Genomic DNA, 16,344 nt, shown 5'->3' on the forward strand with positions numbered 1-16,344 from the left:
TCACACCGAAGAGCGTCCGGCACGAGGCCCGCACACCGCTCCGCCGCACTCGCGTCCACGCGCCGCAGCCATCCCTGTGGGACACCCCCGTCAGATGGTGATATGTCAGTTGAGTGCGAGCAACCGGCGCACCCACAATCTGCCCATTTACCTTTTTACCTTTCATGTCAATTTTTGAAATATCTCGATGGTGATTGAAATTGTCCGAGCGTTCGAATTCCAGCCATGATCAGCAGACTTGTTGCATCTGCACCCGGGAACCGATGTCCTTCTCAGGGTTGCCTCAACTAGCCCTGGCCGCACGCGGGCAGGCGCATCCCCCATCCACTGAGGACCTTTGTGATGACGCACATATCGGAGGCCGGTCCCTGGGTACTGGCGCTGGCCATGACGGCCGTCGCCCTCGCCCTGGCGCTCCTCCACCTCCGCACGCGCCGGTCGAACGCGGCACTGCGTGCCGAGGTTCGCACCGAAGCACGGGTCGCAGCCGGTAAGTACCAGGCGCTGGAGGCCAACGCGCGGTCCAGCGCACAGGCGGCGGCGCAGGCCTCGGAGTCCCGCTACCAGTCCATGGAAGCCGCCCTCCTCGCCGAGGCGCAGGACGCCCAGCGCGCCGGACTCGCCGCCGAGCAGCAGGCCGTCCGGACAGGCGGGGAACTGGCGCACTTCGTCGACACCCGGCTGCCGGCCCTCGTCACACACCTGAGACACCGCCATGTGCCCGTCCCCGGAACGAAGGACCCGGCGCTCACCCACACCGAGATCGGGACCCTCCTGGAACGGGCCCTGAGTCAGGTCGCCCAGGTCATCGTCGACACCGAGCAGCGGGTCGACGCCGGTGCCCAGGCTGTGCTGAGGGCCACCACCGCCGAAATCCAGGCCAAGTCCTACCGCCTCCAGGAGATGATCGAGGAGGCGCAGTTCGCCTTCGACGATCCGGAGATCGCAAAACGGCTGGTGTCGATGGACCGCACGAACGAGGAGAATCTCCGGCAGATCCAGGCGACCGCAGTGCTCTGCGGGGCGTGGCCGGGGCTGACCCGGGACGACTCCCACCTGGGTGACATCGTTGCCGGAGCTCAGTCACGCGTCGCGGGATACCAGCGCGTCCAGATCACCAGCCAGCTCTCCGACCCGGTCGGAGTGGTGGCCCGGGCGGTGGAGCCGCTCGCCGTGATCGTCGCCGAGCTCCTCTCCAACGCGGTGCACCACACGCCTCAGGGCACGCGGCCCGTGGACGTCAGCCTGCATCAGGTGCAGGCGGGGGCGTGCGTCGTGATCGACGACCCCGGCGTGGGCATGACAGACGAGGAGCGCGAGTTCGCCGCGCGCATGCTGTCCGGTCAGGAGGGTGTACTGCTGACCCATCTGGGAGATCCGCCGCGCGCGGGGTTCGCCACGATCGGCCGTCTCGTGCAGCAGTTCGGTTTCATCGTCACGGTGGACAAGCCCTCGTCGTACGGCGGCGTACGAGCCGTGGCGTTCATTCCCGATCACCTGCTGATGCTGATGGATGAGGTGGCCCAGCCCATGTCGGCCATGTCCCCCGCCCTGCGCAAGCCGGAGCCGTCCAGGCAGCAGAACCCCGCGTCGTCTCCGGCCGCCGGGCCCGCCGGGGCGGTCGAACTGCCGCGGCGGCGACGCCAGCGTGCCGCTCAGGACACGGACCGGCCCGCTCAGCAGGGCCCGGACCCGGCGTCTGCGATCAGCCCGGACCAGGCGGCCCAGACGTGGGGCGCCTGGCAGACCGGCACCATGCGCGGATTCGAGGACGCGCACACCGACCAGGAAGAAGGCACGCAGCCATGACCGTCGTTCCCAAGCGCCCCCTTCTCAGGGACATGTCCTGGGTACTCACCCCGCTTCTGGAGGTGCCGGGGGTCGTGCACGCTTTGGTTCTCTCCGGGGACGGGATGATCCAGGGCGCCACCCAGGCCCTCACCCGGGAGGCCGGGGAGGGCGCCTCCGCCATGGCGTCGGCAGTCCAGGGCGCCTGCAAGGAGCTGGTCAGGAAACTGGCGGGGCAGGAGGAGAGCCCCGTACTGCACCAGGTGGTGGTCAGCACGAACTACGGGTTCGCCTTCCTGATCCCCGCGGGCGACAACACGGTCATGGCGGTCTTCGCGCAGCCGACCGTGGACATGGGCGTCATCGCCCACGCCATGCAGGTGCAGGTCTCGAAGCTCGGCGACAAGGTGATGAACTCGCCTGCTCGGGCCCGGGGATGACGCCGGCGATCCGCAGGCGGCTCGTGCCGTCGTTCCTGGCCACCGACGGCGTCCAGCCGACGCGCAACACGCTGGACCGCCTGACCCTGCTGTCGTCCACCGGCGTCACCGCCGTGGACGACCTGACGCACGCGCAGCGGCGTCTGGCCGAACTCCTCCAGGGCGGCCCGCTGGCGCTGGTCGAGGTCGCCGCACGCCTCGTACTGCCGGTGAGCCTGGTCCGCGTCCTCGTCGCGGATCTCGTCGACAGTTCGCATCTGCACGCCCGCGCCCCCATCCCCGAAGCGAAGGCACACGATCCCCAGCTGCTAGAGAAGGTGCTCGATGGACTCCGCAGTATCCGATAACGCCTTCCTCGACAGCGACGAGCAGACGCTGGTGAAGATCGTGGTGACCGGACCCTTCGGCGTCGGGAAGACGACGCTGATCAACACGCTCTCCGAGACCGCGCCGCTGCACACCGAGGAGGTCATGACCCAGGCCGGTGCGGCGACCGACGATCTCGCCGGGGTACGGGACAAGGCCACCACCACGGTCGCCATCGACTTCGGCCGCAGGACGCTCCCCGGTGACCTGGTCCTCTACCTGTTCGGCACTCCGGGCCAGAAGAGGTTCAAGCCGCTCTGGGAGGACATCGCGCGCGGCGCCCTGGGTGCGGTGGTCCTGGTCGACACGCGCCGTCTCGACGACTCGTTCGACGTCATCGACATGATCGAGCAGCAGGGCCTGTCCTACGCCGTGGCCGTCAACAACTTCCCCGATTCGCCCGACTACCCGCCCGAGGTGCTCCGCGACCACCTGGACCTGGAGCCGCACACCCCGCTGGTCGTCTGCGACGCCCGCGAGACGTCGTCGGCCGTGGACGTACTGATCGCGTTGGTGACCCACCTGCTTGCCGCCCACCCCGTCCTGGAAGCCTCATGAGCACCTACCTGCCCCTGGCCGTCCCCCTGTACAGCCCGGACTTCGCCGCGGATCCCGGGCGGGTCTACGCCCGCCTGCGCGCGTTCGGGCCGGTTGCCCCCGTCGAGGTGTCGCCGGGCGTCAGCGGCTATCTCGTCACCGACCGCGGCGCCGCTCTGGCCATACTCAACGACCCCGACGTCTGGTCGAAGGACCCGCGGGTCTGGGAGCGCGGGCTCCCGGCCGACTCGCCGGTGAAGCCGATGATGGGGTGGCGGCCCAACGCCCTGTTCAACGACGGCGCCGAGCACCGCCGCTACCGGTCGGTCATCACCGACAGCTTCAGCCGGATCGAGCCGCACGAACTGCGAGGCCAGGTCGCGGAGATCGCGGACGGTCTGATCCAGGACTTCGCCGGCACGGGTGAGGTCGACCTGGTCGGCCAGTACGCCCGCCCGTTGCCGCTGGTGCTGTTCAACACGATGTTCGGCATGCCGCCCGAGGACGGACCCCGCCTGGTGGCTGCCATGGGCGGCCTGTTCGAATCCGAACCCGAGCGCGCGATCAAGGCGAACGAGGACTTCGGCCGGTACATGGAGGAACTCATCGCGCTCAAGGTGCAGCAGCGCGGCGAGGACCTGACGAGCTGGTTCATGGACCACCCCGCCGGTCTGGGGCCGGAGGAACTCGCCCACCAGGTGATCCTCACGATGGCTGCCGGGCAGGAGCCGACCACGAACCTGATCTCGAACGCCCTGTCACGCATGCTGTCCAATCCGGACTACTACAGCAGCCTCTCCAACGGCGCCCGCACCGCCCGCGACGCCATCAACGACGTGCTGCGCCACGAGCCGCCGATGGCGAACTACAGCGCGCACTACCCGCGGCGCAACATGCAGATCGGCAGCACCTGGATCCCCGCCGACAGCCTCGTACTCATCTCGTACCACGCGGCGAACACCACCCCGGACGGGCACGACGGCGGCGAGCGCACCGACGGCGGCGCCCACCTCGCCTGGTCCTCCGGTCCGCACGCCTGCCCCGTCAAACAGCCCGCCCTGCTCATCGCGATCACCGCGATCGAGAGGCTCACCAGCCACCTCGGGGACCTCGAACTCGCGGTGCCCCGCGAGAGCCTGCAATGGCGCCCCGGCCCCTTCCACCGCGCACTGGCACACCTCCCGGCCCGCTTCGGACCCATCACGCCGCAGAAAACTGGAGTCACCCCATGGAGCAGCCCCTCGTCCTCGACCCCGCCGGTCGCGACGTCCACGGAGAGTCCGCTCTCCTCCGCGAGCGCGGGCCCGCGACCCGGGTCGTACTCCCCGGCGCCATAGACGCCTGGGCCGTCACCAGCCACTCGCTCCTCAAGGAGCTCCTGACCGACGACCGCGTGACCAAGGACCCCCGCGCCTGGGACGTCTGGCAGCGCGGCGAGATCACCCCGGACATGTGGGTCTACACCTGGGTGGCGGTCTCCAACATGTTCACCGCCGCGGGGCAGGACCACCGCCGCCTGCGCAAGCTCGTCACCCCCGCGTTCACCGGGCGCCGCATCGAGGCGCTGAGGCCCGTCATCCAGGAGATCGCCGACCGGCTGCTGGACGACATGGCGCTCGACCCCGACGGCACGGTGGACCTGCGCAGCGCGTACGCCCACCCGTTGCCCATGCAGGTCATCTGCCATCTGTTCGGGCTGCCGGAGGACCTCCGGCCTCGCATGGCCCAGTTGGTCGAGAAGGTCTTCGACACGACCATCGAGGACGCCGCGTCGAACTTCGCGGAGCTCCAGCAGATGCTGACCGACCTCATCGCGAGCAAGCGGCAGAACCCCGGGGACGACATGACCAGCGTCCTGATCGCCACCCGTGACGAGGACGGCGCCCGCCTGAGCGAAGCCGAACTGACCGACACGCTCCTGCTCATCATCAGCGCAGGCTTCGAGACCACCGTCAACCTCATCGGCAACGCCGTCCGCGCCCTGCTGGAACATCCCGAACAGCTCCAGCAGGTCACCGGGGCCGGTGCGAAGCGCTGGAACGACGTCGTCGAGGAGACCCTGCGGTGGGAGCCGAGCGTGGCCCATCTGCCCCTGCGCTACGCCGTCGAGGACATCGACCTCCCAGACGGTCAGCGCATCGCCCGGGGTGAAGCGATCCTCGCGTCCTACGCCGCGGCGGGCCGGGAGCCGGCCCAGCACGGCCCGGACGCCGACCGGTTCGACATCGACCGGTTCGGCCGGGAGCACCTGGCGTTCGGCCACGGGGTCCACTTCTGCCTCGGGGCTCCGCTCGCACGCCTGGAAGGCGATGTGGCCCTGACCACCTTGTTCGCCCGGTACCCGGACCTCTCCCTGGCGTCCCCCGCCGCGGACGTGCCTCCCGTCGAGTCGTTCATCGTCAACGGCGCTCAACGCATCGACGTCACGCCGGGCCGTCCCGCCTCGGCCTGAGAACCCGGAGGGTCGAGGAGTCCGAGTCGGCCGGTCCGGTTGTCCACCGGCCGGCCGGCTCGCCTCTCTGCCCCCACTGCCGTTACTCCCGGCCCTCGGCAGGGAGCAGCCCGGCCGCGTCCAGCAGGTAGTCGGTCATCGGGTCGTAGTAGCGCGGGTCGGTGACGTGGTCGTCCAGCGGCACGGTGACCTGGAGGGTGCCCTCCGCCTCGCCCAGGAACAGCGCGGGGTCGTTGCAGTCGGCGTAGCCGATCGAGTCGATCCCGCGCTGCCCCGCGCACCCGGCCCAGCCGTGGTCGGCCACGACCAGGTCGGGCTGCGGCCGGCCCTCGCGCTCCAGGCCGTCCAGGACGGCGGCCATCGGAGCGGGCGAGTGCGTGTGCCAGAGAGTCGCACCGCGTTCCAGTACGGCGACGTCCGCGAACTGGAACACCATGCCCTCGTCCGCCATCAGGCCGCCCGGGATGCGCACGATCTCGCATCCGGCGGCCCGCAGGGCGTCCGCGGTCTGCCGGTGCACGTCGAGCAGCCCGCCCGGGTGCCCGGTCGCGAACAGCACGCGCTCCCCGTCCGCCGCCGCCTTCCGCAGCCGGGCGGCCATCCGGTCGAGGGCGTCGACGGTCAGCTCCGGGTCGATGGTGTCCTGACCCTGCCGGTGCTCGGGGTCGTCGATCACCCCGCATCTCTCGGCCATCACGGCCAGCACGTCCTGCTCGTCGAGCCAGCGGTCACCGAGCTCCAGCCCCAGCCAGAAATGGCGGTTGCCGTTGGCGAGCTGGCGGTAGTGGGAGAGGTTGTTGTCGCGGGGGGTGGCGACGTCGCCCGCGATACGTGTGCGGACGAGGTGCTCGACGAGGGCAGCGCGGCTGGGTATCGGCATGCACCCCATTGTGCCGTCGGTGACGTCCCGTGCGCCCGGTGTCCCGCACCACGGACGGAACGCGGACGCGGACCGGGGCCCCTCCCGTGCGGCGAGACGCCGCGGGCGGCACCCGGGGACGGCGTCCCCGGTGCCGCCCGCGGCGTCGTCGGCCGACGGACTACGGGCCGGGCGAAGCAGGCGTCACCGCGCGATCAGTCGGTTTTCACCTTCACCCAGTCCAGGGTGCGCTCCACGGCCCGCTTCCAGCCCTCGTATCCCTCCTGGCGCTGATCCTCGCTCCATTCCGGTTCCCAGCGCCTCGACTCCTGCCAGTGGGAGCGCAGCTCGTCGGTGTCGCTCCAGAAGCCGGTGGCGAGCCCCGCCGCGTAGGCCGCGCCGAGCGCCGTGGTCTCGGCGACCACCGGGCGGCTCACCGGCACGCCCAGCACGTCCGCCTGGATCTGCATGCACAGGTCGTTGGCGGTCACGCCGCCGTCCACCCTGAGCACGTCCAGGTGCACGCCCGAGTCCTGTTCCATCGCGTCCACCACGTCGCGGCTCTGGTAGCAGATGGCCTCCAGCGTGGCGCGCGCGATGTGTGCGTTGGTGTTGTAGCGGGCCAGGCCCACCATCGCGCCTCGCGCGTCGGAGCGCCAGTAGGGTGCGAAGAGCCCGGAGAAGGCGGGTACGAAGTACATCCCGCCGTTGTCCTGCACCGACCGGGCCAGCGGTTCGCTCTCCGCAGCCGTGCTGATGATCTTCAGCTGGTCGCGCAGCCATTGCACGGCCGCGCCGGTGACGGCGATGGACCCCTCCAGCGCGTAGACGACCGGGCTGTCGCCGAACTGGTAGGCCACGGTGGTCAGCAGGCCGCTCCGCGACCGCACCAGCTCGGTCCCCGTGTTGAGGACGAGGAAGTTGCCGGTGCCGTAGGTGTTCTTGGCCTCGCCCGGTGCGAAGCAGACCTGGCCGACCGTGGCCGCCTGCTGGTCGCCGAGGACACCGGTGATCGGAACGGCTGCGTTCAGCGGCCGTGAGGTACGCGCGGTGCCGTAGGACTCCGCGTCCGACGAGGGGTGGATGCTCGGCAGCATCGCACGTGGGATCCCGAAGATGCCCAGCAGCTCGTCGTCCCAGTCCAGCGTCTCCAGGTTCATCAGCATCGTGCGGCTGGCGTTGGTGACGTCGGTGGCATGCACACCGCCGTTCGGTCCGCCGGTGAGGTTCCACAGCACCCACGCGTCCGTGTTCCCGAACAGGGCGTGACCCGCCTCGGCCTCCTCGCGGAGTCCGTCCACGTTCTCGAGCAGCCACTTGATCTTGCCGCCGGAGAAGTAGGTGGCGGGCGGCAGGCCCGTCTTGTGCCGGATGACCTCCCCGTGGCCGTCGCGTTCCAGGGCTGCGGCGATGCTGTCCGTGCGGGTGTCCTGCCAGACGATGGCGTTGTAGTACGGGCGCCCCGTGCGGGGGTCCCAGACCACCGTGGTCTCCCGCTGGTTGGTGATTCCGATCGCCCTGAGGTCCGACGCCTTCAGGCCACCGGTCCGGATGGCGTTCTGGATCACCGTGTTGGTGCGTTCCCAGATCTCCACGGGGTCGTGCTCGACCCACCCCGACCGCGGCAGGATCTGGTTGTGCTCAAGCTGGTGCCGGGCCACCTCGTTACCGGCGTGATCGAAGATCATGAAGCGGGTGCTGGTGGTCCCCTGGTCCACCGCGCCGATGAACTCCGGCATCGCTGCCGTCCCTTCTCCTGGTGTCGAGGTCCGCGATCGGACCGGTTTTCTTGCGTGACCGCTCCCGGGCCGCCGGGGTCAGCCTTCCGCCGTCGGCTTGTCGGGGACGCGGCCCTCCTGCTCCGGGCCGCTCCGCGCCTTGACCAACGGGCTGATCATCAGGTCGTAGACCAACATGCCGATGACCCCGCCGATGAGCGGTCCGACGATGGGAATCCACCAGTAGCCGCTGTACCAGTCGAACGTGCCCGGCAGGGCGATGTCGCCCCAGCCCTCGAAGTACGCGAACAGCCGGGGCCCGAAGTCGCGGGCGGGATTGATCGCGTACCCGGCGTTCGTCCCGAAGGTCATTCCGATCGCCACGACGATGAGGCCGGTGATGTAGGGAGCGAGGTTGGCCAGTGGTGCCAGGTTCCGGCTGTCGGTGACCGCGCAGATCAGGAGGAGCAGAATGCCGGTGCCGACGATCTGGTCGAGCAGCGGACCCCACCAGGAGTCCCCGAAGTACTCGGCAGGGAAGGTGGCGAAGATCGAGAAGGTGGGAAGCGACTCGTCCCGGGCCAGCCCTTCCTTCTCGTTGAAGAAGTCGATCGCCCACCGGTACGACGCGTACACCAGTGCGGCGGCCACGAAGGCCCCCATCACCTGGGCGAGCCAGTACGGACCCACCTTCCGCCAGGCCAGCGCGCGCCGGACGGCGAAGGCCAGCGTGACCGCCGGGTTCAGGTGCGCGCCGCTCACGCCGCCGGCGACGTAGACGCCGAAGACCACCCCCAGGCCCCAGCCCCAGCAGATGATGATCCAGTCGGCGGCGCCGAAGGGGTCTGCCTGGCGTCCGGACCCGGGCAGGCCGGCGACCGTCAGGGCCACCGAACCGACGCCCAGGACAATGAGTACGAAGGTGCCCAGGAATTCGGCGAGCATTTCGCCGCCGAGACCCTCGCGGTATCCCCGTCGACGTGTCGTGCGAACAGCCACAGCTATCGGCCTTCCTCGGTCGGATTGCAACATCTGGCGGCCCCGCGCCCACTGCGGCAGGCGGTACGGCGCTCTCCACCGTGCGCGTCGGGCCCCTGGTGTCAGGCAGAGGCGCAGAGGGATATCGCCAGGTCCGTCCGGCCGAGCCGGGCGTGGGGTGCGGGATGGGACCGCGAATCCGCCGGCACGGTGCCCGCGGCCGTCTCACCGACGGGCCACAGCGCCTTGCCCTGCCGGGACGGATGCCGCAGAACGCCTCGGTACGCCTGCACGTGTGGTTCCTCGCTTCCGTCGTGCCCCGACTGCTGTCCGACGGCCCGAGGACGTGCGCCCGCACCGGCGTTCCAGGGGGTTGCGGCAACTGCGGGCCAGCATGACCGACTCAGCTGTTCCATCGTGGACGACACCCACGCGGCTTCACCCGAAGGGCGGCATGCGGCGCGGAGGCCCACGGACCGAGGTACGTGGCTCCACTGCCTGGAGCCGGGCTCAACCGGGTCCGGCCACGCCGGGCCGGCACCGGGAACGTGCGTACGGCGAGTCTGCGGTGTTCGGCGCGGCGACGTGCGCGCGCCGGGGCGCCGCCTCCTGCGGACCGCTCAGGAGCCCGCCGCCGCGAACGCCCCGCGGGCGAGCCGGTGCAGCAGCGCCGCCGTGGCCGCACGGCCGGGGAGCGCTTCGGGGCGGGCCAGGTGCGGGGTGGAGTTGAGCAGGCCGAACACCGCGTGCACGGTGACGCGGGCCTCGTTCTCCGGGAGGGCGGGGTAGAGCGCGCGGACGACATCGACCCAGACCTCGACGTACTCCCGCTGGAGCCTGCGCACCCGCTTGCGGTCGGTGTCGCGCAGCCGGTCCAGCTCACGGTCGTGGAGGGTGATCAGGGGGCGGTCGTCCAGGGCGAAGTCGATGTGGCCCTCGATGAGGGCGTCCAGGAGCGCTGCAGGGCTGCCGTCCGCGGACGCCCCGTCCTGCGACACGCGCAGCTGTCCGCCTGCGAGGAGCCGCTCACTGATGCCGACGAGCAGCTCGGCGAGCATCGCGTCCTTGCCGGGGAAGTGGCGGTAGAGGCCGGGGCCGCTGATACCGACCGCGGCTCCTATCTCGTCGACCCCGACACCGTGGAAGCCGCGCTCGGCGAAGAGGCGTGCCGCCTCTCGGAGGATCTGCTCGCGGCGGGTGGGTGCCGCGACACGGGCGGCGGCATGGGTGCTCATGAGGATTCATTCTAGACAGGCGGGTTAGCGCTCGTTAACCTGAGCGTCACGCGTTAACGCTCATTAACTACCGCGGTACGGGCAAGGGGGCTCGACAGGATGCAGCAGGCACCGGTCCTGGTGAGCGCGGCCGATCCCGCCTCGGAGGCCTGGCAGGCCAACGAGGCGGCGCATCACGCGCTCGCCGAGGAGCTGCGCACGCGGCTCGCCACAGCACGGCTCGGCGGGGGTGAGAAGGCACGCGCCCGGCATGTGGCGCGCGGCAAGCTGCTGCCCCGGGAGCGGGTGGACACGCTGCTGGACGCGGGCTCACCCTTCCTGGAGCTCGCGCCCCTGGCCGCCGAGGGGCTGTACGGGGGCGCGGCACCGGCCGCCGGGGTGATCGCCGGAATCGGGCGGGTCAGCGGCCGGGAGTGCGTGATCGTCGCCAACGACGCGACCGTCAAGGGCGGCACCTATTACCCGATGACGGTGAAGAAGCACCTCCGCGCCCAGGAGGTGGCCCTGGAGAACCGGCTGCCCTGCCTGTACCTGGTGGACTCGGGGGGCGCGTTCCTCCCGATGCAGGACGAGGTGTTCCCCGACCGGGACCACTTCGGGCGCATCTTCTTCAACCAGGCCCGGATGTCGGGCGCGGGCATCCCGCAGATCGCCGCGGTGCTCGGCTCCTGCACGGCGGGCGGGGCGTACGTGCCGGCCATGAGCGACGAGGCCGTCATCGTCCGGAACCAGGGCACGATCTTCCTGGGCGGCCCGCCGCTCGTGAAGGCTGCCACCGGCGAGGTCGTGACGGCGGAGGAGCTGGGCGGCGGCGAGGTCCACTCCCGCACGTCCGGGGTCACCGACCACCTCGCCGAGGACGACGCGCACGCGCTGCGGATCGTGCGGAACATCGTCGCGACCCTCCCGGACCGTGGCCCGCTCCCCTGGTCGGTGGAGCCCTCGGAGGAGCCGAAGGCGGACCCCGCCGGACTGTACGGGGCGGTCCCCGTCGACTCGCGTACGCCCTACGACGTGCGGGAGGTCATCGCCCGGGTGGTGGACGGCTCGCGCTTCGCCGAGTTCAAGTCGGAGTACGGCCAGACGCTGATCACCGGCTTCGCCCGGATCCACGGCCATCCCGTCGGAATCGTCGCGAACAACGGGATCCTGTTCGCGGAGTCCGCCCAGAAGGGCGCCCACTTCATCGAGCTGTGCGACCAGCGCGGCATTCCGCTGGTCTTCCTGCAGAACATCTCCGGTTTCATGGTCGGCCGGGACTACGAGGCCGGCGGCATCGCCAAGCACGGCGCCAAGATGGTGACGGCCGTGGCCTGCACGAGGGTGCCGAAGCTGACGGTCGTGGTCGGCGGGTCGTACGGCGCGGGCAACTACTCCATGTGCGGCCGGGCCTACTCACCCCGCTTCCTGTGGATGTGGCCGAACGCCAAGATCTCCGTCATGGGCGGCGAGCAGGCCGCCTCGGTGCTGGCCACCGTCAAGCGGGACCAGATCGAGGGACGTGGCGAGGAGTGGCCCGTCGAGGAGGAAGAGGCCTTCAAGGATCCGGTCCGCGCGCAGTACGAGCAGCAGGGCAACGCCTATTACGCCACCGCCCGGCTCTGGGACGACGGTGTGATCGACCCGACGGAGACCCGGCAGGTGCTGGGACTCGCCCTGACCGCGTGTGCCAACGCCCCACTGGGTGAGCCCAGTTTCGGCGTCTTCCGGATGTGACGTGAGGACTTCCATGTTCAGCACTGTTCTGGTCGCCAACCGTGGCGAGATCGCCGTCCGGGTCATCCGGACCCTGCGCGAGCTCGGCGTGCGGTCGGTCGCCGTCTTCAGCGACGCCGACGCGGACGCGCGGCACGTCCGGGAGGCGGATACAGCGGTACGCATCGGGCCCGCCCCGGCAGCCGAGAGCTATCTGTCGGTGGAGCGGCTGCTGGACGCCGCCCGCCGCACGGGTGCCGAAGCGGTCCACCCCGGTTACGGCTTCCTCGCCGAGAACGCGGGTTTCGCCCGGGCCTGCGCGGAGGCGGGGCTGGTCTTCATCGGCCCGCCCGCCGAGGCGATCTCGTTGATGGGCGACAAGATCCGCGCCAAGGAGACCGTCGCCGCGGCCGGTGTGCCCGTGGTGCCGGGCTCGTCCGGGAGCGGGCTCACTGACGCCCAACTGGGCTCCGCCGCCCGGGAGATCGGGATGCCGGTCCTGCTGAAGCCGTCGGCGGGCGGTGGCGGCAAGGGCATGCGGCTGGTGCGTGACGAGGCGCTGCTGGCCGACGAGATCGCCGCGGCCCGGCGTGAGGCGCGCGCGTCGTTCGGCGACGACACGCTGCTCGTGGAGCGGTGGATCGACCGGCCACGCCACATCGAGATCCAGGTCCTGGCCGACGGCCACGGGAACGTGGTGCACCTCGGCGAGCGCGAGTGCTCGCTCCAGCGCCGCCACCAGAAGATCATCGAGGAGGCTCCCTCGGTCCTGCTGGACGAGGAGACCCGGGCCGCGATGGGCGAGGCGGCCGTGCAGGCGGCCCGCTCCTGCGGATACGTCGGCGCGGGGACGGTCGAGTTCATCGTCCCGGGCAACGACCCCTCCTCGTACTACTTCATGGAGATGAACACCCGGCTCCAGGTCGAGCACCCGGTCACCGAGCTGATCACCGGCCTCGACCTGGTGGAGTGGCAGCTCCGGGTCGCCTCCGGCGGCCGGCTCCCCCACGCGCAGGCGGACATCACGCTCACCGGGCACGCGGTCGAGGCCCGGGTCTGCGCCGAGGACCCGGCCCGCGGCTTCCTGCCGTCCGGCGGCACGGTGCTGGCCCTGCACGAGCCGCAGGGCGGCGGGGTGCGGACGGACTCGGGGCTCAGCGAGGGCGTGCCGGTCGGCAGCACGTACGACCCGATGCTCTCGAAGGTCATCGCGTACGGTCCGGACCGGCCCACGGCGCTGCGCCGGCTCCGGGCGGCGCTGGCGGACACGGTGGTGCTGGGCGTCCCGACGAACGCCGGTTTCCTGCGGCGGCTGCTGGCCCATCCGGCGGTGGCCGCGGGCGAGCTGGACACCGGGCTGGTGGAGCGGGAGGCGGACGGCCTGGTGCCGGACGGCGTGCCGGAGGAGGTGTACGCGGCGGCGGCGCTGCTGCGGCAGCACTCCCCCGCACCCGTGGGCGGCTGGGTCGATCCGTTCTCGGTGCCCAGCGGCTGGCGGCTGGGCGGCACCCCCGCCGAGACCTTCCACCACTTCCGGGTCCCGGGCCACGAGCCGGTGCGGGTGGGGCTGCGTGCGGGCGCGGAGGGCACGGCCGGGCTGACGTTCGGCCACGCCGGGGACCGGGAGGAGACCGCGGACGCGTGCGGCCCGCTGCCGTCGCTGCCCGGCGCCGAGCGGTCCAGGCTCGTCGAGGTGTCCGGGCGGCGCGTCGTCGTCGAGGTCGACGGCCTGACCCACACGTTCAGCCGGGCCGCGTCCCCGGAGGGCACCTGGCTCGGCCGGGACGGAGACGCCTGGCACGTCCAGGACCACGACCCGGTCGAGGCGTCCCTCGGCGGCGCCGGCCGCTCGGGCGCGGACACACTCGCCGCGCCCATGCCCGGGACCGTCACGGTGGTGAAGGTGGCGGTCGGTGACGAGGTCGTGGCCGGGCAGAGTCTGCTGGTCGTCGAGGCCATGAAGATGGAACACGTCATCTCCGCCCCGCACGCCGGAACCGTCACCGAGCTGGACGTCACCGCCGGTGCCACGGTCGCCATGGACCAGATCCTGGCCGTGGTGGCCCCGAAGGAGGAAGCGTGAGCGACACCGGACTGCCCATGACGGTTCCCGCGCCGGGGCTGCCGGACCGGGTCCGCATCCATGAGGTCGGTGCCCGCGACGGACTGCAGAACGAGAAGTCCGTCGTACCGACCGAGGTCAAGGCGGAGTTCGTCCGCCGGCTCGCGGAGGCCGGGCTCTCCACCATCGAGGCGACCAGCTTCGTCCATCCGAAGTGGGTGCCCCAACTGGCTGACGCGGAGCAGTTGTTCCCGATGCTCGGGGACATCGCGGACGTCGGGGACGTGACCCTCCCGGTCCTCGTGCCGAACGAGCGGGGCCTGGACCGCGCGCTTGCGCTCGGAGCCCGCCGGATCGCCGTGTTCGGCTCGGCCACCGAGACGTTCGCCGCCAGAAACCTCAACCGCACGGTGGACGAGTCACTCACCATGTTCGAGCCGGTGGTGGCCCGCGCCAAGGACGCCGGGGTCCATGTGCGCGGCTATCTGTCGATGTGTTTCGGCGACCCGTGGGAGGGCGCCGTGCCCGTCGCCCAGGTCGTCCGCGTCGCGAAGGCGCTGATGGACCTCGGCTGCGACGAGCTCTCGCTCGGCGACACGATCGGCGTGGCCACCCCGGGCCATGTGACGGGGCTGCTGGCCGCGCTGAACGACGCGGGGGTCCCCACCGGCACGATCGGGGTGCACTTCCACGACACGTACGGCCAGGCGCTGTCCAACACCCTGGTCGCCCTCCAGCACGGGGTGACGACGGTGGACGCGTCGGCGGGCGGTCTCGGCGGCTGCCCGTACGCGAAGAGCGCGACCGGAAATCTCGCCACCGAGGATCTCGTGTGGATGCTCGACGGCCTCGGTGTCCACACCGGGGTCGATCTCGGCGCACTCACCGCCACGAGCGTGTGGATGGCCGAACAACTGGGCCGCCCGAGCCCGTCCCGTACCGTCCGCGCGCTGTCCCACAAGGAGTGAAGCACCGATGTCCCTTGACCACCGGCTGACCGCCGAGCACGAGGAACTGCGCCGCACCGTCGAGGAGTTCGCACACGATGTGATCGCCCCGAAGATCGGCGACCTTTACGAGCGCCATGAGTTCCCGTACGAGATCGTCCGGGAGATGGGGCGGATGGGCCTCTTCGGCCTGCCCTTCCCCGAGGAGTACGGCGGCATGGGCGGCGACTACCTCGCCCTCGGGATCGCCCTGGAGGAGCTGGCCCGGGTCGACTCGTCCGTGGCCATCACCCTGGAGGCCGGTGTCTCCCTCGGCGCCATGCCCGTCTTCCGGTTCGGGACCGAGGAGCAGAAGCAGCGGTGGCTGCCGAAGCTGTGCGCGGGAGAGGCGCTGGGCGCGTTCGGGCTGACGGAGCCGGACGGCGGCTCGGACGCGGGCGGCACCCGGACGACGGCTGTCCTGGACGAGGCCGCCGGCGAGTGGGTGATCAACGGATCCAAGTGCTTCATCACCAACTCCGGTACGGACATCACGGAGCTGGTCACGGTCACGGCGGTCACCGGCCGCAAGGAGAACGGCGCCCCGCGCATCTCCGCGATCATCGTCCCGTCCGGCACCCCCGGCTTCACGGTGGCCGCCCCGTACTCCAAGGTCGGGTGGAACGCCTCCGACACCCGTGAGCTGTCCTTCTCCGACGTCCGCGTCCCGGCGGCGAACCTGCTGGGCGAGGAGGGCCGCGGGTACGCGCAGTTCCTGCGGATCCTGGACGAGGGCCGGATCGCCATCTCGGCGCTGTCCACGGGCCTTGCGCAGGGGTGTGTGGACGAGTCGCTGAAGTACGCGAAGGAGCGGCACGCCTTCGGGAAGCCGATCGGCGCCAACCAGGCCATCCAGTTCAAGATCGCGGACATGGAGATGCGGGCGCACATGGCCCGGATCGGCTGGCGCGACGCGGCCTCCCGGCTGGTGGCGGGCGAGCCGTTCAAGAAGGAGGCGGCGATCGCGAAGCTGTACTCGTCGACGGTGGCGGTGGACAACGCCCGCGAGGCGACCCAGATCCACGGCGGCTACGGCTTCATGAACGAGTATCCGGTGGCCCGGATGTGGCGCGACTCCAAGATCCTGGAGATCGGCGAGGGCACGAGCGAGGTCCAGCGGATGCTGATCGCCCGTGAACTGGGCATGGACGCCTGACGGTCGGGCCGCCCGGTCGGTGCAGCCCGCCGCGGGCATGTACCGGCCGGCGCCCTGGAGGTCCTCCTCCGT

Annotated in this window: 14 protein-coding genes; 10 read left to right on the forward strand and 4 right to left on the reverse strand. The window is 70.9% G+C overall.

Going from position 1 to position 16,344, the window contains the following annotated elements; genetic code table 11:
- Positions 1-342: 342 nt before the first annotated feature.
- Genes ABZ441_RS07650 through ABZ441_RS07675 form a run of 6 tightly spaced genes read left to right on the forward strand, consistent with a single transcriptional unit; the run spans position 343 to position 5,583 of the window.
- On the forward strand, positions 343-1,809 hold the full coding sequence (locus tag ABZ441_RS07650) for an ATP-binding protein (RefSeq protein ID WP_358969490.1): 1,467 nt from the start codon (positions 343-345) through the stop codon (positions 1,807-1,809).
- Positions 1,806-2,228: a roadblock/LC7 domain-containing protein gene (locus ABZ441_RS07655; RefSeq protein WP_103514904.1), complete on the forward strand. Its 423-nt coding sequence runs from the start codon at positions 1,806-1,808 to the stop codon at positions 2,226-2,228. The genes ABZ441_RS07650 and ABZ441_RS07655 overlap by 4 nt, the downstream gene beginning before the upstream one ends.
- Positions 2,225-2,575, forward strand: a complete 351-nt coding sequence (locus ABZ441_RS07660; RefSeq protein ID WP_358969493.1) for a DUF742 domain-containing protein — start codon at positions 2,225-2,227, stop codon at positions 2,573-2,575. The genes ABZ441_RS07655 and ABZ441_RS07660 overlap by 4 nt, the downstream gene beginning before the upstream one ends.
- Entirely contained in the window at positions 2,553-3,152 is a 600-nt protein-coding gene (locus ABZ441_RS07665; protein WP_358969495.1) for an ATP/GTP-binding protein, read from the forward strand. The genes ABZ441_RS07660 and ABZ441_RS07665 overlap by 23 nt, the downstream gene beginning before the upstream one ends.
- Positions 3,149-4,468, forward strand: a complete 1,320-nt coding sequence (locus ABZ441_RS07670; RefSeq protein WP_358969498.1) for a cytochrome P450 — start codon at positions 3,149-3,151, stop codon at positions 4,466-4,468. The genes ABZ441_RS07665 and ABZ441_RS07670 overlap by 4 nt, the downstream gene beginning before the upstream one ends.
- Positions 4,360-5,583 carry a cytochrome P450 gene (locus ABZ441_RS07675; protein ID WP_358969500.1) on the forward strand — a complete coding sequence of 408 codons (1,224 nt, stop codon included), beginning with the start codon at positions 4,360-4,362 and terminating at the stop codon, positions 5,581-5,583. Before ABZ441_RS07670 ends, ABZ441_RS07675 begins: the two co-directional genes overlap by 109 nt.
- A gap of 82 nt (positions 5,584-5,665) precedes the next feature.
- Here the strand turns inward: ABZ441_RS07675 and ABZ441_RS07680 are convergent, their stop codons facing one another.
- The 4 genes from ABZ441_RS07680 to ABZ441_RS07695 form a co-directional block, all read right to left on the reverse strand.
- Positions 5,666-6,463 carry a phosphatase gene (locus ABZ441_RS07680; RefSeq protein ID WP_358969502.1) on the reverse strand — a complete coding sequence of 266 codons (798 nt, stop codon included), beginning with the start codon at positions 6,461-6,463 and terminating at the stop codon, positions 5,666-5,668.
- A gap of 194 nt (positions 6,464-6,657) precedes the next feature.
- Entirely contained in the window at positions 6,658-8,181 is a 1,524-nt protein-coding gene (glpK, locus tag ABZ441_RS07685; protein WP_358969504.1) for a glycerol kinase GlpK, read from the reverse strand.
- A gap of 78 nt (positions 8,182-8,259) precedes the next feature.
- Positions 8,260-9,105: an MIP/aquaporin family protein gene (locus tag ABZ441_RS07690; RefSeq protein WP_358969611.1), complete on the reverse strand. Its 846-nt coding sequence runs from the start codon at positions 9,103-9,105 to the stop codon at positions 8,260-8,262.
- Between the two features lie 653 nt (positions 9,106-9,758).
- Positions 9,759-10,373: a TetR/AcrR family transcriptional regulator gene (locus ABZ441_RS07695; RefSeq protein WP_358969506.1), complete on the reverse strand. Its 615-nt coding sequence runs from the start codon at positions 10,371-10,373 to the stop codon at positions 9,759-9,761.
- Positions 10,374-10,472: 99 nt separating this feature from the next.
- On the opposite strand from ABZ441_RS07695, the gene ABZ441_RS07700 reads away from it, so the two are divergent.
- From ABZ441_RS07700 to ABZ441_RS07715, 4 genes are read left to right on the forward strand one after another with little or no spacing between them, the layout of a single operon-like run.
- On the forward strand, positions 10,473-12,089 hold the full coding sequence (locus ABZ441_RS07700) for a carboxyl transferase domain-containing protein (RefSeq protein ID WP_358969508.1): 1,617 nt from the start codon (positions 10,473-10,475) through the stop codon (positions 12,087-12,089).
- A gap of 13 nt (positions 12,090-12,102) precedes the next feature.
- A complete protein-coding gene (locus ABZ441_RS07705) occupies positions 12,103-14,151 on the forward strand; it encodes a biotin carboxylase N-terminal domain-containing protein (RefSeq protein ID WP_358969510.1) in 2,049 nt (682 codons plus the stop codon).
- A gap of 17 nt (positions 14,152-14,168) precedes the next feature.
- Positions 14,169-15,098 (forward strand): hydroxymethylglutaryl-CoA lyase, encoded by a 930-nt coding sequence (locus tag ABZ441_RS07710; protein WP_358969612.1) that lies wholly within the window; start codon positions 14,169-14,171, stop codon positions 15,096-15,098.
- Between the two features lie 7 nt (positions 15,099-15,105).
- Complete coding sequence (locus ABZ441_RS07715; protein WP_358969512.1) at positions 15,106-16,272, forward strand: acyl-CoA dehydrogenase family protein; 1,167 nt, start codon at positions 15,106-15,108, stop codon at positions 16,270-16,272.
- The last annotated feature ends 72 nt before the right edge of the window (positions 16,273-16,344 follow it).

Origin of the sequence: Streptomyces sp. NPDC005752, from assembly GCF_040630715.1 — a bacterium.
Lineage (GTDB): Bacteria > Actinomycetota > Actinomycetes > Streptomycetales > Streptomycetaceae > Streptomyces.